Genomic DNA, 24,458 nt, shown 5'->3' on the forward strand with positions numbered 1-24,458 from the left:
GGCTACTCGTCCGACGCCGCCGCCGGAAGGGCCGCCGCGGGGCGCTGCCAGCCGCGTGAGCCGCGGGCCCGCAGCCAGGCCGTCGTCTCCTCCGGGGGCATCGCCGCGGCCACCAGCCAGCCCTGCACCGCGTCGCAGCCCAGGTCGCGCAGGCGCTCCCAGGTCTCGTCGTCCTCGACTCCCTCGGCGACCACCAGCAGCCCCAGCGAGTGCGCGAGGTCGACCGTGCAGCGCACTATCTCCGCGTCCTCGGTGTCGACGGCCAGCCGGGCCACGAAGGAGCGGTCGATCTTCAGCTCGCTCACGGGGAGCCGGCGCAGGTGCACCAGGGAGGAGTAGCCCGTTCCGAAGTCGTCCAGCGACATCTTCACGCCGTGCCCGGTCAGCGCGTTGAGGGTGTCGGCGGCCCGCTGCGGGTCCTCCAGCAGCACGTGTTCCGTTATCTCCAGTTGGAGCGCTCCCGCGGGCACTCCGTGCCGGGCCAGCCGGGCCGCGACGGAGCCCGCGAAGCCCGGCGTGTGCACGTCGCGGGGGGAGACGTTGACCGCGACCGGCACGTACAGCCCCTGGGCCCGCCACTTGGCGACCTGGCCGAGCGCCGTCTCCAGCACGTACTCCGTCAGATGGGGCATCAGCCCGGACGACTCGGCGATCGCTATGAACTCGTCCGGCGGTACCCTCCCGCGCTCCGGGTGCACCCAGCGGACCAGCGCCTCCAGCCCCGCCACCTGCCCGTCGAAGCGGACCTTCGGCTGGTAGTGCAGTTCGACCTCGTGGGCGTCGAGCGCCCGCCGCAGGTCGCCCAGCAGTCCGAGCCGGTCGGGGGTGTTGGAGTCGCGCTTGGACTCGTACACCTCCACGCCCGTACGGTCCCGCTTGGCCTGGTACATCGCCACGTCGGCCCGGCGCAGCATGCCCTCCGCGTCGAGGGCGTGGTCGGGGTAGACCGCGACGCCCGCGCTGGCCTCCAGGACGAGGGTGAGCCCGTCGAGGTCGAGCGGCGAGCTGAGGTCGGAGACCAGCCCGCGGGCGACCCGTGACGCCGAGGTCGTGGAGTCCGCGACGGGCAGTAAGACGGCGAACTCGTCCCCGCCGAGCCGCGCGACCTCCGCCCCGCGCGGCATGGCGAGCTTCAGCCGCTCGGCTATCTGGAGCAGCAGCCGGTCACCGGCGAGATGACCGAGGGTGTCGTTGACCGAGCGGAATCGGTCCAGGTCGATCAGCATCAGGGCGGCCCGGGCGCCGATGCGCTCCGCGTCGTCCAGGGCGGTCCAGATGCGCTCCAGCAGCCACTGGCGGTTGGGCAGCCCGGTCAGCGGGTCGCGCAGTTGCTCCTCGGCGCGGGCGCGGGCCATCCACAGGGTGGAGTCGAGGGCGATGAGCGGGATGGCGAACAGCGGCAGCAGGATCGGCTTGGCCACGGCCACCACGCAGACCAGCGGCGCGATGCCCAGCAGGGCGACCGCGACCAGGCCCTGTCTGACCAGGGCCGTGCGGGCGACGGTGGGCAGTCCGCCGGAGCGCGGGGCGTGCAGGTACCAGAGCAGGACACGGGTGACGGCGAGGTAGGCGACGGCCACCAGGACCACCTGGGGGCCGGTGTAGACCGTCCAGCTGTCGGGGGTCCAGGGGTGCTCCACGGACGGTATCCGGCCGCAGGCGGCCAGCAGCAGCGCGCCCGCGCCGATGCCGAGGATGTCCACCGCGCCGTGCAGGATGCCCTGCCGCCAGCGGTGGCGCCGGGCTATGCCGACCAGGACGACGACGGTGAGGCTGACCAGTCCGGATGCCACCCAGCCGTACAGCAGCAGGACGGCGAGGGTGAGGGCGGCGCCGGAGCCGGTGCCGCCCCACCAGCGGGCGCGGCCGAGCAGGACCAGGTGGCCGACGATGACGCCGGCCAGTACGGCCAGGGCCCAGCCGGCCGTGCCGGACGGGAAGAGCGCGTGGTGGCCGGTGAAGGCGCGGTAGAAGCCGGCGCCGAGGGCGAAGGCGGCCGCGGAGGTGACCGAGGCGGGCAGCGCGGGCCAGGACAGGTGCCGGTCGGCCTCGGGGTCGGACAGCCCCGGATGCGGGGCGGAGGCGACGCGGAGGCCGGGAGCGGAATGCGGCGTCGCGTACGGCGCGGTGTGCGGCACATAGGCCTCCGCGCCCGGAGGTCGCCCGGAGCGCGCCGTCCACCAGTTCCCCCACCAGACGCCGGCGACCCGGCGCCGGCGCAGCCGTTCGTCCGGGGCGGCGCTCTCGGTCGGTTCCATTCCCGTCCCTCTCACAGCCTGCGGTGCCCACGCCACGCGACCCGTTGCCCGACAACCCCGGGCGGCGCCGCGTTGGAGACCCTTCCCCCCGCTCACCAGGAGCACGGGGATGCCCCGACCGCGGCTGGGCACGGCAGGCGCACGCCTCAACAGTAGGCCGCAGAAGGCTTCCACGGGCAGCGGTCGTCGACGGTTGCCCGAATGCGCCCCGGCCACCCGTATGCATCTGGTATGCGCCGATCGGGTGACCTTCAACCGCAGCTCGTCGCTACTCCTCGGCCGGAAGGGCCACTTCGGCCGCCGCCTCGGGACCCTGTTCCAGCAGGACGGTGAAGCCGTCCTCGTTCAGAACCGGCACCTTCAGTTGCATCGCCTTGTCGTACTTGGATCCGGGATTGTCACCCACAACGACGAAAGATGTCTTCTTCGAAACCGAACCGGTCACCTTCGCCCCTTGGTTCTGCAGGGCGTCCTTGGCGCCGTCCCGGGTGAAGTGCTCCAGGGTGCCGGTGACGACGACCGTCAGCCCTTCGAGAGGACGCGGTCCTTCGTCCTCCCCGGAGCCCTCCTCCTCCATGCGGACGCCGGCGGCCCTCCACTTGCGCAGGATCTCCTGGTGCCAGTCCTCGGCGAACCACTCCTTGAGCGAGGCCGCGATGATGGCGCCCACCCCGTCGGTGGCCGCCAGCTCCTCCTCCGACGCCTGCTCGATCCGCTCGATCGAGCGGAACTCGCGGGCCAGCGCCTCGGCCGCGACCGGTCCGACGTGACGGATCGACAGCCCGGTGAGCATGCGCGCCAGCGGACGCTCCTTGGCGGCGGCGATGTTCTCCAGCATGGCGAGCGCGTTCTTCTTCGGCTCGCCCTGCTGGTTGGCGAAGACCGTGGCGATCTTCTCCTCACCCGTCTTCGGGTCCCGCTTGGGCAGCCCGCTGTCCTGGTCGAGGACGTACGCCTTGATGGGCAGCAGCCGGTCGATGGTGAGGTCGAAGAGGTCGCCCTCGTCCCGCAGCGGGGGGTCGGCCGGCTCCAGCGGATTGGTGAGGGCGGCCGCGGCGACGTAACCGAACTGCTCGATGTCCAGCGCCTTGCGACCGGCCAGGTAGAACACCCGCTCGCGCAACTGGGCCGGGCAGGCACGGGCGTTGGGGCAGCGCAGGTCGATGTCCCCCTCCTTCATCGGCCGCAGCGCCGCACCGCACGCCGGGCACTCGGCCGGCATCACGAACTCGCGCTCGCTGCCGTCGCGCAGGTCGGCGACCGGGCCGAGGATCTCCGGGATCACGTCACCGGCCTTGCGCAGCACCACGGTGTCGCCGATCAGCACGCCCTTGGCCTTGACCACCTCCTGGTTGTGCAGGGTGGCGAACTCGACCTCGGAGCCCGCCACCGTGACCGGCTCGACCTGGGCGTACGGCGTCACGCGGCCGGTACGGCCGACACCCACGCGGATGTTGACGAGCTTGGTGTTGACCTCCTCCGGCGCGTACTTGTAGGCGATCGCCCACCGGGGGGCACGGGCCGTGGAGCCGAGCCGCCCCTGGAGGCGGATCTCGTCGAGCTTGACGACCACGCCGTCGATCTCGTGCTCCACCGAGTGCCGGTTCTCGCCGTAGTACGCGATGAACGTCCGTACGCCGTCGAGGTCGCCGACCACCTTGTTGTGCGGGGAGGTGGGCAGGCCCCAGGTCTTGAGGAGGTCGTAGGCCTCGGACAGGCGGGCGAGGCCCTCGTAGCCCTCCAGCGCGCCGATGCCGTGCACGACCATGTGCAGCGGGCGGGAGGCGGTGACGCGCGGGTCCTTCTGGCGCAGTGACCCGGCCGCCGCGTTGCGCGGGTTGGCGAAGGGCTTGTCGCCCGCCTCGACCAGCCGGGCGTTCAGCTCCTCGAACTTCTCCATCGGGAAGTAGACCTCGCCCCGGATCTCCACCAGGGTCGGGACCCCGTCGCCGGTGAGGCGGTCGGGGATCTCCGCGATGGTGCGCACGTTGGGCGTGATGTCCTCGCCCGTGCGGCCGTCGCCACGGGTCGCCGCGCGTGTGAGACGGCCGTTCTCATAGGTGAGGTTGACGGCGAGGCCGTCGACCTTGAGCTCGCACAGGAACCGGTACGCGGAGCTGCCCACGTCCTTGTGGACGCGCTCGGCCCACGCGGCGAGTTCCAGGTCGTCGAAGGCGTTGTCGAGGGAGAGCATGCGCTCGCGGTGCTGGACGGCCGTGAACTCCGTGGCGTACGCGCCCGCGACCTTCTGGGTCGGCGAGTCGGGCGTCCGCAGCTCGGCGTACTCCTCCTCCAGTGCCTCCACGGCGCGCAGGAGCCGGTCGAACTCCGCGTCGCTGACGACGGGAGCGTCCTTCACGTAGTAACGGAAGCGGTGCTCCTCGATCTGCTCAGCCAGCTGCGCGTGCTGCTCCCGTGCCTCGCTGGGCACCGTCGTCTCCGCTTGCCTGTCGCCGGCCACCGTGTCGTCCTCCCGTTACTCTGGGTTGTCCGCGAGGGATCTCGCCGCCAGGACGCAGTGGGCGAGGGCCTGGCGCGCGTACGCGGGGGAAGCTCCCGCGAGGCCGCACGACGGCGTGAGGGTGACCGCCTCCGTGAGCAGCCCCGGTTGCAGCCCCAGCCTGCGCCACAGCGTCCTGACACCCATGACGCTACCGGCAGGGTCTGACAAAGGAGCGTCCACGCCGGGCACGACACCGGCGAACAGCCGGGTACCGCCTTCCACCGCCTCGCCGATCGCGTCGTCGTCACGCTCGGTGAGCAGCGAGAAGTCGAAGGAGACGGCCGCCGCGCCGACCCGGCGCAGCAGGGCGAACGGGACGTCCGGTGCGCAGGAGTGGACGACGACGGGGCCGTCGCCGTGCACGCCGACCACGTCCCGGAGCGTGGCCTCCACGACCTGCCGGTCGACGGCGCGGTGGGTCTGGTAGCCGCTGGCGGTCTTCACGTGGCCGCGCAGGACGGCGGTCAGGGAGGGTTCGTCGAGCTGGAGCACGAGCTGCGCGCCGGGTAGCCGGCGCCGCACCTCGTCGAGGTGGAGGCGCAGGCCCTCGGCGAGGGAGCCGGCGAGGTCGCGGCGGGCGCCGTGGTCGGAGAGCACCGACTGACCGTTCTTCAGCTCGAGCGCGGCGGCGAGGGTCCAGGGCCCGACGGCCTGCACCTTCACCTGGCCCTCGTAGCCCTGCGTGAACTCCTCCAGCGCGTCGAGGTCCTCCCCCAGCCAGGACCGGGCCCGTTTGGTGTCCCGGCCCGGCCGGTCGCCGAGCCGCCAGCCGCTGGGCTCCACGCGCGCGAACAGCTCGACGAGCATCCCCGCGGTGCGGCCGATCATGTCGGCGCCCGGGCCGCGGGCCGGCAGCTCGGCGAGAAACGGGAAGTCCTCGAAGGACCCGGTGGCGGCCCTGGCGGCCTCGCGGGCGTCACCGCCGGGCAGGGAGCCGACGCCGGTGGCGGGGCCGAAACTGAAGTGTGCGTTCACGGGTGAAGCCTACGTAGGCGCGGGAGCGTGTCCCGCCCCGCGGGCGGCCTCACCGTCCGGGCCGCACCGTCAGGTCGTTGACCTCCGCGTCCCGGGGCAGGTCGAGGGCCAGCAGGATCGTCGTCGCGACCGACTCGGGGTCGATCCACTCTCCCGGGTCGTACTCCTTGCCCTCCTGCTGGTGGACCTTGGCCTGCATGGGGCCGGCGGTGCGGCCGGGGTAGACGGAGGTGACGCGGACGCCGTTGCCGTGCTCCTCGGCGCGCAGGGCGTCCGCCAGCGCCTTCAGGCCGTGCTTGGAGGCGGCGTACGCGGACCAGTCGGCGCTCGCCCGCAGCCCCGCCCCGGAGTTCACGAAGACCACGTGCCCCCGGGTGGTCCGGAGTTGGGGCAGGAAGTGGCGGGTCAGCTCGGCCGGGGCGATCAGGTTGACGTCGAGCTGGTGGCGCCAGGACTTCGGGGTCAGGTCGCCGACCGGGCCCAGGTCGACCACGCCGGCGATGTGGAGGAGGGAGTCCACCCGGTCGGGGAGCGTCTGGTGGGAGAAGGCCCAGCTCAGTTTGGCGGGCTCGGCCAGGTCGCCGACCAGGGTCCGGGCCCCGGGAAACTCCGCCGCCAGTTCCTTCGCGCGGCCCGCGTCGCGCGCGTGCAGCACGAGTTCGTCCCCGCGCGCGTGCAGGCGGCGGGCGACGGCCGCGCCGATGCCGGAACCGGCTCCGGTGATCACATGAGTAGCCATGCCCGCCATGCTCGCATCACCGTCACATCACTCGATGCCCCGGCTCTCTTCGAGATAGGCCAGCGCGCCCACCGGCTCCTCGGCGAAGAACACCAGGCCGGTGAGGGGCACGGGCAGGAAGCCCTCGTCCTCCATGCGCCGGAACTGCTCCTTGAGGCCGTCGTAGAAACCCGCGGTGTTGAGCAGCACGACCGGCTTGTCGGTGTGCCCGTGCTTCTTCAGCTCGAGGATCTCGGTCGCCTCGTCCAGCGTCCCGGTCCCGCCGACCATGATCACGACCGCGTCCGACTTCTCCAGGAGCAGCCGCTTCCTCTCGGCGAGGTCCCGCGCGACGACCATCTCGTCCGCCCCGGCCCGAGCGGTGGCCGCGAGGAAGTCCACCGACACCCCGCACAACCGGCCGCCCGCCTCCTGCACGCCGTCCGCGACCACCTTCATCAGGCCGACGTCGGAACCGCCCCACACGAGGGTGTGGCCGCCCTTGCCGAGGAGTTCGGCGAACTCGCGCGCGGGCCGGGTGTAGCGGTCGTCGAGGTCGGCGGCGGAGAGGAAGACGCAGATACGCATGGAGCCACGGTACGCGGGAAGAACCGGGGGCCCGCGGGTGCTGTTCCGGTATGGCCAACGGACACACGATCACGATCGAGCGGGACGGCCGGCGCCTCAGGGTCGTCCACGGGGACCACGTGCTGGCCGAGACCGGCCGGGCGCTCGCCCTGCGCGAGACCGGCTGTCCCGTGCGGTACTACATCCCCGCCGAGGACGTACGGCTGGACCTCCTGACCCCCTCCGACACCCACACGTACTGCCCCTTCAAGGGAACGGCGTCCTACTGGTCGCTGCCGGACGCGGCGGACCTCGTCTGGGCCTACCCCGATCCCAAGCCCGATGTCGCCGAGATCAAGAACCATCTCTGCTTCTACGAAGTGGAAGTCTCGGAAGCGGAGGTGTCGTAGGCCGATGACCGCCGTGCCGTGCGGCAGTCTGCATGAGCATGGAAAAGAAGACCATTTCGCGCGACGGCACCGAACTCGCGTACGCACGCGCCGGCGAGGGGCCCGCGGTCGTCCTGGTGAGCGGGGCGATGTCCACGGGCGGCACCATGGCGCCCCTGGCCGGCCTGCTCGCGGACCGCTTCACGGTCCTGCGGTACGACCGCCGGGGCCGCGGCGAGAGCGGCGACACGGACCCCTACGCGGTGGCCCGCGAGGTCGAGGACCTGGCGGCCCTCATCGACGCGGCGGGCGGCGAGGCGGCGCTGTACGGCATCTCCTCGGGCGGCGCGCTGGTGCTGGAGGCGGCGGCCGCCGGCCTGCCGGTGCCGCGGGTGGCCGTGTACGAGACGCCGTACGCCCTGGACGAGCAGGACGTGCGGGGACGGGCCGCGTACACGGCGAACCTCACCGAGGCGCTCGCGCAGGGGCGGCGCGGGGACGCCGTCGAGCTGTTCCTGCGGCTGACGGGTCTGGCCGAGGAGATGATCCGGGGCGCCCGGCAGTCACCGATGTGGGCGGGGATGGAGGCCATCGCGCCGACCCTCGCCCACGACGACGCCGTGCTGGGCGGCGGCCCGCCGCCCCGGGAGCGGCTGGCCTCGATCGGCGTCCCGGTGCTCGCCCTGGCGGGCGAGGCCAGTCCGCCGTGGCTGCGCGAGGCCACACGTGCCGTCGCGGACGCGGTCGCGGACGGCACGTACCGCGAGCTCGGGGGCCAGAGCCACATGGTGGACCCCAACGTCCTCGCACCGGTGCTGGCGGAGTTCCTCGGGTCGCGCGGCTGACGGTTCAGGCCACCCCGGCCGTCGCCCGCACGGTGGTCGCGATGGTCGCCGAGCCCACCACGCGCGTGTCGTCGTACAGCACGATCGCCTGGCCGGGGGCCACACCCCGGACGGGCTCCGCGAAGGTGACCTCGAGTGAGCCGTCGACGAGTTCGGCCCGCACCTCGGTCTCGCCGCCGTGGGCGCGCAGCTGGGCCGTGTAGGTGCCGGGGCCGGTCGGGGCGGCTCCGCACCAGCGGGGCCTGATCGCGGTCAGGGCGCCGACGTCCAGGGAGGCGGCCGGGCCGACCGTCACCGTGTTGTTCACCGGGGAGATGTCGAGGACGTAGCGCGGCTTGCCGTCGGCGGCCGGGGTGCCGATGCGCAGGCCCTTGCGCTGGCCGATGGTGAAGCCGTACGCGCCCTCGTGGCTGCCCACCTTCGCGCCGGACTCGTCGACGATGTCGCCCTCCGCCCGGCCCAGCCGGTTCGCGAGGAAGCCCTGGGTGTCGCCGTCGGCGATGAAGCAGATGTCGTGGGAGTCGGGCTTCTTGGCGACCGCCAGGCCCCGGCGCTCGGCCTCCGCGCGGATCTCGTCCTTCGTCGTCAGCGTGTCACCGAGAGGGAAGAGCGCGTGGGCGAGCTGCCGGTCGTCGAGGACGCCGAGGACGTACGACTGGTCCTTGGCCATGTCGGAGGCGCGGTGCAGTTCGCGCGTGCCGTCCTTTCGGACCAGCACCTTCGCGTAGTGGCCGGTGCACACCGCGTCGAAGCCCAGGGCGAGCGCCTTGTCGAGCAGCGCGGCGAACTTGATCTTCTCGTTGCAGCGCAGACAGGGGTTGGGGGTGCGGCCGGCCTCGTACTCGGCGACGAAGTCGTCGACGACGTCCTCGCGGAAGCGGTCGGCGAGGTCCCAGACGTAGAACGGGATGCCGATGACGTCGGCGGCACGGCGGGCGTCGCGGGAGTCCTCGATCGTGCAACAGCCTCGCGCGCCGGTGCGGAACGACTGCGGGTTCGCGGAGAGCGCGAGATGGACGCCTGTCACGTCGTGGCCGGCTTCGGCGGCGCGGGCGGCGGCGACGGCGGAGTCGACTCCGCCGGACATGGCGGCGAGTACGCGAAGGGGGCGGGAACGCTGCGAGGTCTCAGTCATAACCGTTCCAGGGTACGGGTCGTCGGGAACCGGAGCCCGCGAGTATGCGTTGACGATCACGAGGGGCGAGGAAGGGCACGGACATGGGGGCGAAGAAGAGCGACTCCGACCGGCGGATCGGGCGGCGAGCCCTGCTGATCGGCGGGGCGGCGGCCGCCGTCGGCACGGGCGTGCTGGCGCGCGACGAACTGGCGCGGCTGTACTGGCGGCTGCCGGGCGTGCGCAGACAGCGTGTGGAGGGGGCCGTGGACTTCCGGGGCGCCCGGTGGGTGGCGGCGTCGGAGGCCAACTTCCGCTGGGCGGACCGGCCGGACGACTACGGGATCGACATGGTCGTCGTCCATGTCACGCAGGGCGACCTCGACAGCGCGGTGAAGGCGTTCGAGGACCCCGGACACAAGGCGGCCGCGCACTACATCGTCGGCAAGGACGGACACGTCACACAGATGATCCGGGAGCTGGACGTGGCGTACCACGCGGGCAACCGGGCGTACAACGAGCGCAGTGTGGGCATCGAGCACGAGGGCTTCGTGGACCGGCCGCAGGACTTCACCGACGCGATGTACGCCGCCTCCGCCCGGCTGGCCGCCGCGGTCTGCCGGCGGTACGGCATAGCCGTCGACCGGGAGCACATCATCGGGCATGTGGAGGTGCCGGGCACGGATCACACCGACCCGGGCGAGCACTGGGACTGGGATCGGTATCTGCGGCTCGTGCGCGAGGCGCAGACCTCGACCCCCTGAGGGCCGGCAATGTGATACAGGTCACATGTGCCCAAAATCGTGAACAACTGATGAGAGTCGGCCGTCCGATGTGTCCCGCGCCCCGAACATGACCTGCGTTCCACCAACTTGGCTTTCATTCAGTGGAGTTGGTGCGCACGGCGGTCGCACAGCCTCCTCGGCTCACTCCTATGTTCGACCCAGTCTTTACATAGGCCTTAGCCCAAAGCTCCACGGCCATGACCCACACCACAGATCCCGCCTCCGGCGCGGGACGGCAGAGCAAGGGTGCCCACGCGCGAAGCGACCGGGGTGCCAAGGACGAGCGCCACACGAAGGGCAGCGAGGCCAAGGGCGGGCACGGCAAGGGCCTGCACCGCCGGAAGTTCCTCGGCGGCATGGCGGGCGCGGCCGGGCTGGCCGCCGTCGGGACCGCCGGGGTCACCTTCTCCCTGCTGACGGGCGGCAACGGCAACAAGGCGTCGGCCGCCGACGCCACCGGCACCCTCACCATCCCCGACCTGCTGGAGGCCACCACCGCCGACGGCGCCACCACCTACACCCTGACGGCGAAGACCGGCACCAGCGAAGTGCTCAGCGGCGTCACCAGCACCACGGCCGGCTACAACGGTTCGTACCTCGGCCCGACCATGAAGTGGACCAAGGGCGACACGGTCCTGATGAACTTCACCAACACCCTGGGCGCGGACACCTCGGTCCACTTCCACGGCGCCCACATCCCGCCCAAGATGGACGGCGGCCCGCAGAACGCCTTCGCGGACGGCGTGACCTGGTCGCCCACCTTCGAGGTCCTCGACGAGGCCAAGACCCTCTGGTACCACCCGCACGCCCTGGGCACCACGGCCGAGCAGGTGGTCCACGGCCTGGCCGGGATGATCATCGTGGAGGACGACTCGGACGTCTCGGCCGCGCTGCCGAGCGAGTACGGCGTCGACGACATCCCGATCATCCTCCAGTGTCTGGCGGTCGACGCGGCCGGCGACATCAAGTACGAGGCCACCGGCTACCGCAGCTCCGGCGTCGCCTTCCCGGTGCTGGTCAACGGCACCAACGTGGACTCGACGACCCTCGGCTTCACCGCCACCAAGAAGCGCACCCGCTTCCGGGTCCTGAACGCCTCCCCCGCCGACATCATGACCGTCCAGCGCGGCGACGGCGGGACGCTCACCCAGATCGCCACCGACCAGGGCTATCTCACCGAGGCCACCGAGGTGACCACGATCCGGCTGGTGGCCGGCGCCCGCGCCGAGTTCGTCCTCGACCTCGAGGACGCGGTCACGCTCCAGGCCGTCGTCACCACCGGCTGGATCCGCGGCGGAAGCGGCACCTACGACTTCCTGACCGTGACCCCGGACGCCACCGACACCCCGGCCGCCCTGCCGAGCACGCTCAACACCATCACCCGGTACGACACGAGCACCTTCACCGCGCGGACGATCACCCTCGGCCAGGGCACCGGCGGGACCATGACCATCAACGGCTCGGCGGGCACCACCATGGCCAAGATGGCGATGATCAGCACCACGCTGGACGCCGAGGAGATCTGGACGATCACGAACAGCACGCAGCTCGAACACTCGTTCCATCTGCATGACGTGCCCTACCAGCTGATCGAGATCAACGGTGAGGCGCCGACCGGCGTGAACCTGGGCTGGTTCGACACCTTCGAGGTGGTCGGCGGCGGCTCCATCAAGATCGCGATGAAGTTCACCGACTTCACCGACGACACGTACATGTACATGCTCCATTGCCATCTTCTCCAGCACGAGGACGAGGGCATGATGGCGTCCCTCATGGTCACGGAGAGCTAGCCCGGCTCCCGCGGGCCAGTCACTCCAGCCTCCTGAGCAGGCTGCCGCCGGCAGTGGAAGTGCCGGCGGCAGCCCCTGGCCCGGCGCACCCGGGCCAGGTCCATGGTGGTGGCGGTGGCTAGCAGGCGCCTTTGAACACATCCACCTCACCTCCGGTGCTGTTGGCCACCGCGAGGTCGTGTACGCCGTCACCGTCGAGATCGGCCGCCGCCGCGTCGTAGGCGCCGGGGGCGGGCAGTTCGGCGAGCGGGGTGAGCGGGCCGCCGTCCACCCCCTGGAAGAGAGCCACCGAGTCGCCCTTCAGGGAGGAGACGATGAGGTCGGCGAGTCCGTCGCCGTCCAGATCGGCGGCGCCCACGGCGACCGGCAGCGCGGAGGTGGCGTAGGTGGTGGCCGCCCCGAAGGTCCCGTCGCCGTTGCCCGGCAGCACGTCCAGCGCGTCGGCGCCGTTGCTCACCGCGGCCAGGTCGAGGGTGCCGTTCCCGTCGAAGTCGCCCTCGGCGAGCGAGTAGAGACGGGCGGTGGCCGCGTACCCGGTCACGGCGCCGAGGCCGCCCGTGCCGTCACCGATCAGCACACCGACCCCGGCGCTCCCGACGCTCGCCGTGGCCACGTCCGCCGCGCCGTCGCCGTCGAAGTCGCCGACGACGACGCCGTGCGGCTGACTCCCCGTGGCGGTTGCGCCCCGGTCGTCGAACGTGCCGTCGCCGCGGCCGAGCAGGACGCGCACCGTGCTCGGGCCCTGCTCGGCGACGACGAGGTCGGGCGTGCCGTCGCCGTCGAGGTCACCGGTGGCCAGCGCGCGCGGCGAGGTGCCGACGCCGAGCGCCGAGGCCGTGCCGAACCCGCCGTCGCCGTTGTTCAGCAGCACGCTGACCTGGGCGCCGCCGAAGTCGGCGGTCGCGAGGTCGAGGCTGCCGTCGCCGTCGAAGTCGGCGAGCACGCTCTGGTAGGGGCGCGTACCGACCGCGTGGGCGGCGCCCGCGGCGAAGGTCCCGTCGCCCGCGCCGAGCAGCACGGTCACCGAGTCGGCGTCGAGGTTGGCGGCGACCACGTCCTGCGTACCGTCGCCGTTCAGGTCCCCGGTGACGAGGTGCCGGGTCTGCGCGGCGGCCGTCGAGGAGGTGTCCAACCGGGTGTACGAGAGCCTGCCCGCGCAGGAGGTGCTCGCGGCCCGTTCGCCGGCGGTGGCCGCAGGGGCAGCGGCCAGGGCTCCGACGAGGAGCAGGGCGGCCAGGGCGGGGCGGCACTTCGACGGGGTCGGGCTCATGCGGTTCCTTCCGCTGGTCGTGGCGCTGGTCGTGGCGTACGAGGAGGGCTGCCGTCGGCTCCGCTCCAAGTCATGGGGCTCGCACCGGCCGATCGGCCTGCCGAAGCGGCTGCGAGTTCTGTCCTGCTCAGCCGGGCACGGCGTGGCGGTCGGCTCGGTGGCGGTCAGCTCCGGTCGGCCGCGACACGGAAGCCCACCGTGGGGTAGCCGCCGCCGCCTTCGCGGCCCTCGCCCCGGTACCAGGTGGCGCAGCTGCGGCCGGTCGCGTACCAGGAGCCGCCCCGCACGGCGTTGACCCGCTGCCCGGCCTCGGCTCCGTTGGTGGCCGTGACCACGCTGGAGGTCCACTCGAAGCAGTTGCCCGCCATGTCGTACGCGCCGTGGGCGCTGACGCCGTCCGGGTACGCGCCGACGGCCGAGGTGTGGCCCCCGGTCGCGGTCAGCGCGTCGAAGACGTCGGTGTAGACGAAACCGGTCCAGGTCGAGTGGTCGATCCAGCCGCCCACCCCGCCGGTCGCGGTGACCGAGAGGATGTCGGAGATCGGCTCGCTCTCTCCGTAGCGGCTGGACCGGGCGTTGTCGTAGGTCGCCTCGGTGGAACCGTGGTGGGCGAGGTAGTACGCGGCGCACACCGCGTTGTAGTTGTATCTGCTGGTCAGCGTGGAGCCGGTGTAGGTGGTACCGGCGTCCCGGCCCCACGGGTAGGCGTACGCGCCGGGGCCGCGCGCCGCGTTCTCCCACTCCGCCTCGGTCGGCAGCCGGAAGGTCCGGCCGTCGGCCCGGGCCGTGAGCCAGGCGCAGTAGGCGTCGGCGTCCGCCGCCGAGACCCCGAGCACCGGGTGCTGCTCCTTGCCGGACGGGACGGCGCCGTCGGGCCAGTAGGAGGGGGCGGTGCGGGCGGAGTCCTCGAGGAACGATCCGTACCGGGCGTTGGTGACCTGGCAGGCGCCGAGCCAGTAGCCGGCGGGGACCGCGGCGGCCTCCCCCGCGCCCTTGTTGTTGGACAGGTCTGCGGCGAAGACGAAGTCCGGATCGGCCGGGATCTCCACGAGCTCCTCCCCGGCGGCGTCCTCCCGCGCGGCGCCCGGCGCCGCTGCCGCCGGGGCCCGGCCGGGCAGTACGAGCCCGGCGGCTCCGGCACCGCCGAGCAGGAACAACTTCCGTCGGGTGACGTGGCGTTCGCGCGAGGCATCGGCGGTCATGGGGTGGCCTTCTGTCGACAGGACTGGGCGGGAACCTGCACCGGAAGGTAGACCACACACCCTCAACTGTCGACACCTAGCGGCAGTATTGACAGGTGACCCTTATATTCGAGCCGAGTGTCGACACTAGACAGGAGCAACCGAGGCGACCGAAGCCACCGCGGCAGCAGCATCCGCAGCCACGGCCACGGCCACGGCCACCGAAGATCGTCAGACCGCCACCGCCACCGCCACCGCCACCGAAGATCGTCGGCGTTACGTCAGTCCGGCCGCGCGCGCCCGCTCCACCGCCGGGCCGATGACCTTGGCGACCGCCTCGACGTCGGCCTCGGTGGAGGTGTGGCCGAGGGAGAAGCGCAGGGTGCCGCGGGCCAGGTCGGGATCGGTGCCGGTGGCCAGCAGGACGTGGCTGGGCTGGGCGACGCCGGCGGTGCAGGCGGAGCCGGTGGAGCACTCGATGCCCTGGGCGTCGAGCAGCAGCAGCAGGGAGTCGCCCTCACAGCCCGGGAAGATGAAGTGGGCGTTGGCCGGCAGCCGGTCCACCGGGTCCCCGCCGAGGATCGCGTCCGGGACGGCCGCTCGGACCGCGTCGATCAGCGCGTCGCGCAGGGCGCCGATCTCGCGGGCGAACCACTCGCGCTGCTCGGCGGCGAGGCGTCCGGCGACCGCGAAGGAGGCGATGGCGGGGACGTCGAGGGTGCCGGAGCGGACATGGCGCTCCTGGCCGCCGCCGTGCAGGACGGGCACGGGGGTGTACTCACGGCCGAGAAGGAGGGCGCCGATGCCGTACGGGCCGCCGATCTTGTGGCCGGAGACCGTCATCGCGGCGAGGCCGGAGGCGGCGAAGTCGACGGGGACCTGACCGAAGGCCTGGACGGCGTCGGCGTGCAGCGGGACGTCGAACTCGGCTGCCACGTCCGCCAGTTCACGGACCGGCAGGATCGTGCCGATCTCGTTGTTCGCCCACATGACGGTGGCCAGGGCCACGTCGTGAGGGTTGCGGGCGACGGCTTCGCGGAGCGCTTCGGGGTGGACCCGCCCGTAGGAGTCGACCGGCAGGTACTCGACCGTGGCGCCCTCGTGCTCGCCGAGCCAGTGCACGGCGTCGAGGACCGCGTGGTGTTCGACCGGGCTGGCCAGGACGCGGGTGCGGGCGGGGTCCGTGTCGCGGCGGGACCAGTACAGGCCCTTGACCGCGAGGTTGTCGGCCTCGGTGCCGCCGGAGGTGAGGACGACCTCGCTGGGACGGGCGCCGAGCGCGTCCGCGAGGGTCTCCCGGGCTTCCTCGACCGTGCGGCGGGCCTGCCGGCCGGCCGCGTGCAGGGAGGAGGCGTTGCCGGTGACGCCCAGGTGCGCGGTGAGTGCCTCGACCGCCTCGGGGAGCATCGGCGTGGTCGCGGCGTGGTCGAGGTATGCCATGGTGGGCCCGATTCTACGGGGGCCGGGTGGCACGCCTCGCTGGCAGGTGAGCCCGGGCGGTCAGAAGCTCCAGGAAACCGTCGAGTCCGCCTGCATGAACGCCACCAGGACCAGCAGGTCGGCGATGCCCAGACCCAGTCCGAGGAAGGCGCGCCCGCGGCGGGCCGTGCCGCGCCAGAGGGCGACCGTCGCCAGGACGATGGCGATCGGACCGAGGAAGACGTTGAGAACGAGGAGGCCCAGGAGGCCGAGGACGAAGGACGCGACGGCCATTCCGTCGGTGTCCCGGATGCCGGTGTCACGGATGCCGGTGCGGCGGGTGGCCGGTGCGGTGAGTTGCATGGCTGGTCAGCTCCTGTGGATGACGGTGCGGCGGGTCAGTGGGTCGAGGTGTGCCGGCGACGGCCGTGGCGCTCGCGGAGCGCGAAGACGCCGAGCCAGGCGGCGATCACGGCGGCGGCGACGAGGGTGAAGGCGAACGGCGCGTGGGCCACGGTGCCCATGACGACGCCGAACAGCAGCAGGGCCGCAACGAGGAACAGCATGGGATCGGATCCCCCTCCGTAAAGTTTGGGTGAACAGTTGTGGTTACACTTGTTCACTGACTTCAGAGTCTAGCGTGTACCCCGGCTTTCCAATTCCAGAGAACAGTTGTTAACTGGATGATATGAGTCACACCCTCGGCATCAGGCAGGCCCAGAAGCAGAAGACCCGGCAGGCGCTCATGGACGCGGCGTTGGTGCTGCTGGAGGAGCAGAGCCTGAGCAGCCTGGGGCTGCGCGAGGTCACCCGTGCCGTCGGGGTCGCCCCGACCGCCTTCTACCGCCACTTCCGCTCCACCGCGGATCTGGGCGTGGCCCTGGTCGAGGAGGCGCTGGGCAGCCTGCACCCGATGATCCGCACCACCGTGACCACGGGCGGATCGAGCGAGGAACGCATCACGCGCGCCGTCGAGTTGATCGCCGGTCACGTGACCGCGTACCCCGCCCCCGTCCGTTTCATCGCCCGTGAGCGGCATGGCGGGGTACAGCCGGTGCGGGAGGCGATCCGGGACCAACTGGCCCGGTTCGCCGAGGAGGTGAAGACCGAACTGGCCAAGGACGCCGAGGCCGACGGCTGGAGCGACGACGACCTGCTGATGCTCTCGCACCTCTACGTCGACCAGATGCTCGTCACGGCCTCGCTGTTCCTGGAGGCGCTGGAGTCCTCACAGGAGGAAAGGGAACGGGTCAGCCTGCTCGCCGCCCGCCAGATGCGGCTCATCAGCATCGGCCGCCGGCACTGGCTGGACTGACAAGCCCGGCACAGCCGTACACCGACGCCACAGGGGCGGCGCGCCCGTTCCCGGGTGCGCCGCCCCTGTGGCCGAACCGTCGTCAGCCCTGCTGCTGGGCCTGCTGCCCCTGCTGCCCCTGGCCTCCGCCCGGACCGCCGCAGCCGCCGCCCTGGCCACCGCCCGGGCCACCCTGGCCGCCGCCCTGACCGCCGCCACCGGGACCGCCGCTCGGCATGCCCGACGGAACACCGGTCGGCATGCCGGTCGATGTGCCGGTCGGTGTGCCCGTCGGCTGCCCCGAGGCGGCGCCGGTCGGGGCGCCCGACGGGGCGCCGCTCGGCATGCCCGAGGGGTTGCCGGACTGCGGCTGACAGGATTGCTGGGCGGACGTCCCGCTGCCCGAGGAGGAGTCGCCCGAGCCGCAGGCCACCAGGGCGAGGGGCGAGAGCGCCAGCAACGCCACCGCGGGGACGAGACGGACGGGCATCAGCGCACGCTTCATGAGAAACAGCTCCAGGGAAGATGAGGAGGACCTGAGACCGGAACTCAACCAACGGCGCTTAGGCCTTCCTTGGGGCTCCTCTGTCCCCTGCCTGTCAATCAGGTAAAGCACATCTCAAGAAACCTTGCTGACCAGGCAGTTCACCTCGATGACCCGGTCGGTGCGCTGGTACAGCTCCGTGACAGAAGCCCGCGTGCCCGAGGCTCAGCCGAGCCTGACCCGCGCCAACTGCCGTGACTGTGCGACCAGTCGGTCCGCGCTGTCCCACACCTCGGCGTCCTCCTCCAGGAAGCCGCCCGCGAGGTTGCGGGTGGTGATGGAGACGCGCAGCGGGCCCGGGGCCGGACGGCAGCGGACGTGGACCGTCAGCTCGACCGTGGGGACCCAGCCGCGCAGGCCGATCTCGAAGGCGGTGGGCGGCAGGGCGTCCACCGCGAGGAGGAGGGAGAGCGGGTCGGGGTCACGGCCGTCCTTCAGCCCGAACCAGGCCCGCATCTCGCCCTTGCCGGAGGGCTGTCCGAGCGCCCAGCCGAGGGTCGACGGGTCGAGCTTGAGCATCAGCCGGTCGGCGATCGCGGAGCTGCCGTCGACGGGCGCCGGTCCGTCCTCGGGGCCGAAGCACTGGTCCATCGGCGGGATGGCGGGCGGCTTCGCCGTCGTACGGACGTCGTCCGGCAGGGTGTCCAGATCGCCGTAGGAGGCCAGGACGCGGATCCGCTCGACCTCGGCGCCGTTCTCGTCGTACTGGAAGAGCGAGGCCTGGCCGGTGGACAGGGTGCGGCCGGTGCGGACGACGTCCGTACGGACGACCGCGGGGCCGGGCTGGGACGCCGTGAGGTAGTGCGCCGAGATCGTGAACGGGTCGCGGTGCGGCAGGGCGTCCGCGAGCGCGCGGCCGAGGACGGCGAGAAGGTAGCCGCCGTTGACGGCGCTGATGATCGTCCAGCCGGCCGAGAGGTCGATGTCGTAGACGCCGGGCGCGCGTCGGGTGAGCGCGGTGTCGCGGTCGAACTCGAACTCGAACCCGTTGTCACCGGTCGGGGTCGTGACGAAGGCGGTGGAGGTGCGCTCGGCCGCCGCGGTAGCTGCTTCTGGCATGCCTGAACCGTACAACAGCTCATTACTAAGCGGTAGCTTTGGATGCGGCGGCCGCGCTGCGGGCACGCTGCGGCCGCGCTGCGGGCACGCTGCGGCCGCGCTGCGGGCACGCTGCGGCCGCGCTACTACAGCGCTACGCAGCGCCAAGGCCGCACTACGGCCGTGATGCGGCCGGATAAACACACCGAGCCCACTCATGACCGGTTCGGCTCTCATCGGTGACCGGTTCGGGTGAGCGGTCGGCAATTTCTTGGTAAGTGTCCGAACTCGTCCGTAACCTCGACGCCCGCTTTCCCCTCTGCAAGGACATGAGCCTCACCGGGACTCCGTTCCTCTACACCCTGATCGCGCTGTCCGTGCTCGCCGTCGCGCTGCCGCTGCTGATGTGGTCGCGGCTGCGCGGGCCGCGGGTCCTGCGCGCCGCGGCCCGGATGGTGATGCTGCTGTTCGCCCAGGGCACGGCCGTGGCCCTGGTCTTCGTCCTGGTCAACAACGCCAACGGCCTGTACGACACCTGGGACGACCTGCTGGGCACCGGCACCCATGTGCAGCAGGCCGCCGACCTGGGCGCCGACGGCACCGGCGGTATCGCGCTGGACCGGCTGCCCAGGGTCCGGCAGACGTTCACCCAGGCCGAGGGGCCGGGCATGCACGCGGCGGGCGGGGTACGCGTCACCCAGCTCAAGGGCCAGGTCTCCGGCGTCAACGCCGAGGTCTACGTCTGGCTGCCCCCGCAGTACGGCGAGCCCGCCTACGCGCACCGCGCCTTCCCCGTGGTGGAGCTGCTGCCGGGCTACCCGGGCTCCGCGAAGTCCTGGTACGGGACGCTGCACGTGCACGAGCAACTGGCACCGCTGATGCGCGCGGGCAAGGTCGCTCCGTTCATCCTGGTCGCGCCGCGCACCACACTGCTGCCGGGCGTGGACACCGGCTGCGCCAACGTCCCGGGCACCGTCAACGCCGACAGCTGGCTCAGCATCGACGTACCGAAGATGGTCAGGGACAACTTCCGGGTCCAGCCCACGCCCAAGGGCTGGGCGGTCGCCGGGTACTCCGCCGGGGGCCACTGCGCGGCCAAGCTCGCCGTCGCCCACCCGGACCGCTACCGGGCGGCGGTGAGCCTGTCCGGGTACAGCGACCCGATCGTCGAGCCCAACTCCCTCGCCGCGCAGAGCCCCGCCCTGCGCCGGGCCAACAACCCCTACCTGCTGCTGTGCAAGGCCGCTGTGCCGCCCCCGGTGGCCCTCTACCTCTCCGGCCAGCCGAAGGACGGCTACGAGGCGGCCCTGGCCCTGCGCCAGGAGGCGAAGGCGCCGACGGCCGTGCACGTCGTCTACATCCCCACCGGTGCGGGCGGCCACACCATGGCGCTGTGGCGGCCGCAGGTCGTGCCGGCGTTCCGCTGGCTGACCACCCAGCTGGACCAGCGCCCGGTCACCCACGACGGAAAGGGGAAGGGGAAGGGGAAGGGGAAGGGGAAGGCGACTACTCCTCGCGCACCGTCGAACGTCGATTCCAAGCACGCGGCGCTCGCCAGTGGAACCGCATCGCGAGCAGCCGCAGCACGAAGGCGGTGACCGAGGCCACCCCGCTGGCCAGCGGGGTGAGCGCGTCGTAGCGGATGCAGAGCGCCACCACGGTGGCGCCGACGATCGCCGGGACCGCGTAGAGGTCGCGGTCCCAGCGCAGCAGCGAGGGGACCTCGTTGGCCAGCACATCGCGCAGCACACCGCCGCCGACGGCGGTGGCGACGCCCAGCGCGGCCGACGCGGTGAGGCCGAGGCCGTAGTCGTAGGCCTTCGTCGTCCCCGTGACGCAGAACAGGCCGAGGCCGGCCGCGTCGAAAGCGTTGACGCCCGCCTGGATGCGCTCCACCTGCGGGTGCAGGAAGACGACCAGGAGGGCGGCCAGCAGCGGGGTGAGGAAGTACCCCAGGTCCGTGAAGGCGGCCGGGGGCACGGCCCCGATGACCAGGTCCCGGAAGACTCCGCCGCCCAGCGCGGTGACCTCGGCGAGCATGGCGATGCCGAACACGTCGAAGTTCTTGCGGACGGCCAGCAGCGCGCCCGAGATGGCGAAGACGAAGATGCCGATCAGGTCGAGCGTGTGCTGGACGGAGGGGCTGAAGATTTGCTGGAGCACCCCTATATTCTCACCCAGCACGAAGCCCCCGCCTTACATTGCAAGGCGGGGGCTGGGTGTTACTTACTTCTCTTTGACCGGAGCGTCGTCGTCACCGGAAGCCTCAGGCGTGGCCTCTGCGGCCTCTGCGGCCTCTGTGGCCTCTGTGGCCTCTGTGGCCTCTGTGGCCTCGCCCGGCTCGCCCGGCTCGCTCGGACCGGCGGTCCCGGCAGCCGCTTCGGCCGCCACTTCCGCCACTTCCGCCGCGACCGCGGCCGACGTCTCCGCCGACTCCGCGAGCACCTCGTCGGCCACCAGCTCCGCCGCCTCCTTGGCGACGGTCAGCAGGACGGTGTCCTGCGGGGCCTGGTCCTCGAAGTTCTCCGGGTGGTGGCAGGCGACCTGCTGGCCGGTCCGCAGCTCGACGAGGACCGGCTCGGTGGTCTTGCAGACCTGGGTCGCCTTCCAGCACCGGGTGTGGAAGCGGCAACCGCTCGGCGGCGAGATCGGCGAGGGCACGTCGCCCTTGAGCAGGATCCGCTCGCTCTTGGCGTGCTTGCGCCGCGGGTCCGGGATCGGCACCGCCGACATCAGCGCCTTGGTGTACGGGTGCATCGGCGACCTGTAGAGCAGGTCCCGGTCGGCCAGCTCCACGATCTTGCCGAGGTACATCACCGCGATGCGGTCCGAGACGTGCCGGACGACCGAGAGGTCGTGCGCGATGATCACGTAGGTGAGGCCGAGCTCCTGCTGGAGGTCGTCGAGCAGGTTGACGACCTGGGCCTGGATCGACACGTCGAGCGCCGAGACCGGCTCGTCCGCCACGACCAGCTTCGGGTTCAGCGCGAGCGCGCGGGCGATGCCGATGCGCTGGCGCTGACCGCCGGAGAACTCGTGCGGGTAGCGGTTGTAGTGCTCGGGGTTGAGACCCACGACCGACAGCAGCCGCTGCACTTCCTTCTTGACGCCGCCCTCGGGCTCGACGCCCTGGAGCTTGAACGGAGCGCCGACGATCGTGCCGATGGTGTGGCGCGGGTTCAGCGACGAGTACGGGTCCTGGAAGATCATCTGCACATCGCGGCGCAGCGGACGCATACCGCTGACCCCGAGGTGCGTGATGTCCTTGCCCTGGAACTCGACCTTGCCCGCGGTCGGCTCGAGCAGCCGGGTGATCAGCCGGCCCATCGTGGACTTGCCGCAGCCGGACTCGCCCACGACGCCGAGCGTCTCGCCGGAGCGGACCTCGAAGTCGATGCCGTCGACCGCGTGCACCGCCCCGACCTGCCGCTGGAGCAGGCCCTTCCTGATCGGGAAGTGCTTCTGAAGCCCGGTCACCTTCAGCAGGACCTCGCCGGGGGCGGCGTCCTTGGTGAGCGTGGCGCCCTGCGTCGGGCCCTCGGCCTGCGCGGGGATCTTCACCGCTTTCTCGTCGTCACTCACAGCTTCGGCGCAATCTCTTCGGTCCAGATACGCTCCCGCTGCTCCGTGCCCAGGTGGCAGGCGGCCCAGTGCCGGCTGCCGACCTCGGCCAGCTCGGGCCGGACGGTGCGGGTGACGTTGTCCTTCGGGAGGTCCGCGTACGGGCAGCGCGGGTTGAAGGCGCAGCCGGACGGGATGTTGATCAGCGAGGGCGGGGAGCCCTTGACCGGGATCAGGCGCTCCTGCTGCTCACGGTCCAGCCGCGGCATCGAGCCGAGCAGACCCCAGGTGTAGGGGTGCCGGGGCTCGTAGAACACCTTGTCGGCCGGGCCCCGCTCGACGCAGCGGCCGCCGTACATCACCAGGATGTCGTCGGCGAGTTCGGCGACGACGCCCAGGTCGTGGGTGATGACGATGACCGCGGAGCCGAACTCCTTCTGGAGGTCACGGATGAGGTCGAGGATCTGCGCCTGGACGGTCACGTCCAGGGCGGTCGTCGGCTCGTCCGCGATCAGCAGTTCGGGGTTGTTGACCAGCGACATCGCGATCATCGCGCGCTGACGCATACCGCCGGAGAACTCGTGCGGGTAGCTGTCGACCCGCTTGTCCGGCTGCGGGATGCCCACCCGGTCGAGCATCTCGACCGCGCGGCGCTTGGCGGCCTTCTTGGTGACGTCGTGGTGGATCCGGTACGCCTCCACGATCTGCTGACCGATCGTGTAGTACGGGTGCAGCGCCGACAGCGGATCCTGGAAGATCATCGCCATCTCGCGGCCGCGCAGCTTGCGCACATGGTCCGGGTCGGCGGACAGCAGCTCGGTGCCGTCCAGCCAGATCTCGCCGGATATCTGCGCCTTGCGCTTGCCGTACTGACCGGCCGTGTGCAGACCCATGATGCCGAGCGAGGTCACCGACTTGCCGGAGCCGGACTCGCCCACGATGCCGAGGGTCTTGCCCTTCTCCAGCTGGAAGCTGAGCCCGTCGACGGACTTGACCAGACCGTCGTCGGTCGGGAAGTGCACCTTGAGGTCGCGCACTTCGAGGAAGGCGGTCGGCGCGGGCGAGGCGGGGGTGGGCTCGCCCACGGCCGCTCCGCTCTTGCTGAGTTCGGTCATGAGAGCCTCACTCGGGGGTCGATCACGGCGTACAGGATGTCCACCACGAGGTTGGCGACGAGTACCGCCAGAGAAGTGATCAGGGTGACGCCCAGGATGATGGGCAGGTCCTGGTTCTTGATGGCGTTGAGCACCGCCTGGCCGAGGCCGGGCAGGTTGAACGCCGTCTCGGTCAGGATCGCGCCGCCGATGAGGGCGCCGAGGTCCATGCCGAGCATGGTCAGCAGCGGAGTCATCGTGGAGCGCATCGCGTGCTTGCCGATGACGGTGTGCTCCTTGAGGCCCTTGGCACGGGCGGTGCGGATGTAGTCCTCGCCCAGGATCTCCAGCATGGTGGCCCGGGTGATGCGGGCGTACATGGCCGCGTACAGGAACGCGAGGGTGACCCACGGCAGGATCATCCCGCCGAACCAGCCGCTGAGACTGTCCTCCAGTGGCACGAACTGCCCGTCGAACAGGTCCAGTCCGTAGACGAAGATCGACAGGGCGACCATGCCGGTGAAGTAGATCGGGAGGGAGACGCCCGAGAGCGCGATCACCATCGCGCCGCGGTCCCACAGGCTGCCCCGCTTGAGCGCGGAGAGCACGCCCGCCGAGACACCGAAGATCAGCCACAGCACGGCGGCGCCGAGCGCGAGCGCCAGGGTCACCGGGAAGCGGTCGGTCAGCACCGGCCAGACGGCCTGCTCACTGCGGAAGGAGTAGCCGAAGCACGGGGCGGCGCAGTGGATGGAGTCGCCACCGCCCGTGTAGGTCCGGCCGGCGAAGATGCCCTTGAAGAACTCCCAGACCTGGGCGTAGATCGGGTCGCCCAGGCCCAGCTTCTCGCGCACACCCTCGACGGCGGCAGGGTCGGCCTGCTTGCCCACGAAGCTCAAGGCGATGTCTACGCCAGCCCACTTGGGGATGAGGAAGAAGATGCCGAAGACCACCATGACGATGACCACGAGCATCACTGCGGCGGCGAACAACCGCCTGATGAGATAAGCGAGCACAGCTCTCGGCCCGCCGCGGACCGCGGGCCACCGGATTGTGTCCAGTGACCCGCGGATCCGCCGCGCCGGCCTTCACCTGCCTTTCGTGCCGTTCGGC

At 71.5% G+C, this 24,458-nt stretch carries 23 protein-coding genes; 6 read left to right on the forward strand and 17 right to left on the reverse strand.

The window, feature by feature from the left end:
• Positions 1–2: 2 nt before the first annotated feature.
• The 5 genes from ACFWBD_RS21170 to ACFWBD_RS21190 all read right to left on the reverse strand — a co-directional run bounded on the left by ACFWBD_RS21170 (position 3) and on the right by ACFWBD_RS21190 (position 7,042).
• Positions 3–2,258: a putative bifunctional diguanylate cyclase/phosphodiesterase gene (locus tag ACFWBD_RS21170; protein WP_385668740.1), complete on the reverse strand. Its 2,256-nt coding sequence runs from the start codon at positions 2,256–2,258 to the stop codon at positions 3–5.
• Positions 2,259–2,526: 268 nt separating this feature from the next.
• The gene (ligA, locus tag ACFWBD_RS21175) at positions 2,527–4,719 is read right to left on the reverse strand and encodes an NAD-dependent DNA ligase LigA (RefSeq protein WP_385668743.1); all 2,193 of its coding nucleotides are present in this window, start codon (positions 4,717–4,719) and stop codon (positions 2,527–2,529) included.
• 15 nt (positions 4,720–4,734) lie between these two features.
• Positions 4,735–5,736 (reverse strand): methionine synthase, encoded by a 1,002-nt coding sequence (locus ACFWBD_RS21180; RefSeq protein WP_385668746.1) that lies wholly within the window; start codon positions 5,734–5,736, stop codon positions 4,735–4,737.
• A 49-nt stretch (positions 5,737–5,785) separates the two neighbouring features.
• A complete protein-coding gene (locus tag ACFWBD_RS21185) occupies positions 5,786–6,484 on the reverse strand; it encodes an SDR family oxidoreductase (protein ID WP_385668749.1) in 699 nt (232 codons plus the stop codon).
• 18 nt (positions 6,485–6,502) lie between these two features.
• Entirely contained in the window at positions 6,503–7,042 is a 540-nt protein-coding gene (locus tag ACFWBD_RS21190) for a TIGR00730 family Rossman fold protein (protein WP_385668752.1), read from the reverse strand.
• Between the two features lie 50 nt (positions 7,043–7,092).
• On the opposite strand from ACFWBD_RS21190, the gene ACFWBD_RS21195 reads away from it, so the two are divergent.
• Both ACFWBD_RS21195 and ACFWBD_RS21200 read left to right on the forward strand, forming a co-directional pair.
• Positions 7,093–7,431 (forward strand): DUF427 domain-containing protein, encoded by a 339-nt coding sequence (locus ACFWBD_RS21195; RefSeq protein WP_385668756.1) that lies wholly within the window; start codon positions 7,093–7,095, stop codon positions 7,429–7,431.
• 38 nt (positions 7,432–7,469) lie between these two features.
• Entirely contained in the window at positions 7,470–8,255 is a 786-nt protein-coding gene (locus tag ACFWBD_RS21200; protein ID WP_385668759.1) for an alpha/beta fold hydrolase, read from the forward strand.
• 4 nt (positions 8,256–8,259) lie between these two features.
• On the opposite strand, the gene mnmA is transcribed toward ACFWBD_RS21200, so the two are convergent.
• A complete protein-coding gene (mnmA, locus tag ACFWBD_RS21205) occupies positions 8,260–9,390 on the reverse strand; it encodes a tRNA 2-thiouridine(34) synthase MnmA (protein WP_385668762.1) in 1,131 nt (376 codons plus the stop codon).
• A gap of 83 nt (positions 9,391–9,473) precedes the next feature.
• Here mnmA and ACFWBD_RS21210 point away from each other — a divergent pair, with 83 nt between their 5' ends.
• Together ACFWBD_RS21210 and ACFWBD_RS21215 are read left to right on the forward strand one after the other, a co-directional pair.
• Positions 9,474–10,133, forward strand: coding sequence for an N-acetylmuramoyl-L-alanine amidase (locus ACFWBD_RS21210; protein ID WP_385668765.1), 660 nt, complete (start codon positions 9,474–9,476; stop codon positions 10,131–10,133).
• A gap of 218 nt (positions 10,134–10,351) precedes the next feature.
• Entirely contained in the window at positions 10,352–11,944 is a 1,593-nt protein-coding gene (locus ACFWBD_RS21215) for a multicopper oxidase family protein (protein WP_385668768.1), read from the forward strand.
• A gap of 118 nt (positions 11,945–12,062) precedes the next feature.
• On the opposite strand, the gene ACFWBD_RS21220 is transcribed toward ACFWBD_RS21215, so the two are convergent.
• The 5 genes from ACFWBD_RS21220 to ACFWBD_RS21240 form a co-directional block, all read right to left on the reverse strand.
• On the reverse strand, positions 12,063–13,214 hold the full coding sequence (locus ACFWBD_RS21220) for an FG-GAP repeat domain-containing protein (RefSeq protein ID WP_385668771.1): 1,152 nt from the start codon (positions 13,212–13,214) through the stop codon (positions 12,063–12,065).
• A 164-nt stretch (positions 13,215–13,378) separates the two neighbouring features.
• Complete coding sequence (locus ACFWBD_RS21225; RefSeq protein ID WP_385668774.1) at positions 13,379–14,416, reverse strand: formylglycine-generating enzyme family protein; 1,038 nt, start codon at positions 14,414–14,416, stop codon at positions 13,379–13,381.
• A gap of 255 nt (positions 14,417–14,671) precedes the next feature.
• Positions 14,672–15,835 carry a cysteine desulfurase family protein gene (locus ACFWBD_RS21230; RefSeq protein ID WP_385668777.1) on the reverse strand — a complete coding sequence of 388 codons (1,164 nt, stop codon included), beginning with the start codon at positions 15,833–15,835 and terminating at the stop codon, positions 14,672–14,674.
• Between the two features lie 60 nt (positions 15,836–15,895).
• A complete protein-coding gene (locus tag ACFWBD_RS21235) occupies positions 15,896–16,177 on the reverse strand; it encodes a DUF4190 domain-containing protein (protein ID WP_385668780.1) in 282 nt (93 codons plus the stop codon).
• Positions 16,178–16,212: 35 nt separating this feature from the next.
• Positions 16,213–16,380, reverse strand: coding sequence for a hypothetical protein (locus ACFWBD_RS21240; protein ID WP_199824938.1), 168 nt, complete (start codon positions 16,378–16,380; stop codon positions 16,213–16,215).
• Between the two features lie 122 nt (positions 16,381–16,502).
• Between ACFWBD_RS21240 and ACFWBD_RS21245 the strand changes: the two genes are divergently transcribed.
• Positions 16,503–17,129 (forward strand): TetR family transcriptional regulator, encoded by a 627-nt coding sequence (locus ACFWBD_RS21245; RefSeq protein ID WP_385668783.1) that lies wholly within the window; start codon positions 16,503–16,505, stop codon positions 17,127–17,129.
• A gap of 82 nt (positions 17,130–17,211) precedes the next feature.
• Here ACFWBD_RS21245 and ACFWBD_RS21250 read toward each other — a convergent pair whose 3' ends face one another.
• Positions 17,212–17,613, reverse strand: coding sequence for a hypothetical protein (locus tag ACFWBD_RS21250; RefSeq protein ID WP_385668786.1), 402 nt, complete (start codon positions 17,611–17,613; stop codon positions 17,212–17,214).
• A 204-nt stretch (positions 17,614–17,817) separates the two neighbouring features.
• Entirely contained in the window at positions 17,818–18,711 is an 894-nt protein-coding gene (locus ACFWBD_RS21255; protein ID WP_385668789.1) for a thioesterase family protein, read from the reverse strand.
• A gap of 308 nt (positions 18,712–19,019) precedes the next feature.
• On the opposite strand from ACFWBD_RS21255, the gene ACFWBD_RS21260 reads away from it, so the two are divergent.
• Positions 19,020–20,288 carry an alpha/beta hydrolase gene (locus tag ACFWBD_RS21260; RefSeq protein WP_385668881.1) on the forward strand — a complete coding sequence of 423 codons (1,269 nt, stop codon included), beginning with the start codon at positions 19,020–19,022 and terminating at the stop codon, positions 20,286–20,288.
• On the opposite strand, the gene ACFWBD_RS21265 is transcribed toward ACFWBD_RS21260, so the two are convergent.
• The 4 genes from ACFWBD_RS21265 to ACFWBD_RS21280 form a co-directional block, all read right to left on the reverse strand.
• Complete coding sequence (locus ACFWBD_RS21265; protein WP_385668792.1) at positions 20,197–20,853, reverse strand: trimeric intracellular cation channel family protein; 657 nt, start codon at positions 20,851–20,853, stop codon at positions 20,197–20,199. The two genes, ACFWBD_RS21260 and ACFWBD_RS21265, sit on opposite strands and share 92 nt — an antisense overlap.
• 63 nt (positions 20,854–20,916) lie before the next feature.
• Positions 20,917–22,272, reverse strand: coding sequence for an ABC transporter ATP-binding protein (locus tag ACFWBD_RS21270; RefSeq protein WP_385668795.1), 1,356 nt, complete (start codon positions 22,270–22,272; stop codon positions 20,917–20,919).
• Positions 22,269–23,366: an ABC transporter ATP-binding protein gene (locus ACFWBD_RS21275; RefSeq protein WP_355708804.1), complete on the reverse strand. Its 1,098-nt coding sequence runs from the start codon at positions 23,364–23,366 to the stop codon at positions 22,269–22,271. Before ACFWBD_RS21275 ends, ACFWBD_RS21270 begins: the two co-directional genes overlap by 4 nt.
• Complete coding sequence (locus ACFWBD_RS21280) at positions 23,363–24,361, reverse strand: ABC transporter permease (protein WP_351763692.1); 999 nt, start codon at positions 24,359–24,361, stop codon at positions 23,363–23,365. Before ACFWBD_RS21280 ends, ACFWBD_RS21275 begins: the two co-directional genes overlap by 4 nt.
• Positions 24,362–24,458: the final 97 nt, after the last annotated feature.

It is taken from the genome of Streptomyces sp. NPDC060002 (genome assembly GCF_042737245.1).
Lineage (GTDB): Bacteria > Actinomycetota > Actinomycetes > Streptomycetales > Streptomycetaceae > Streptomyces.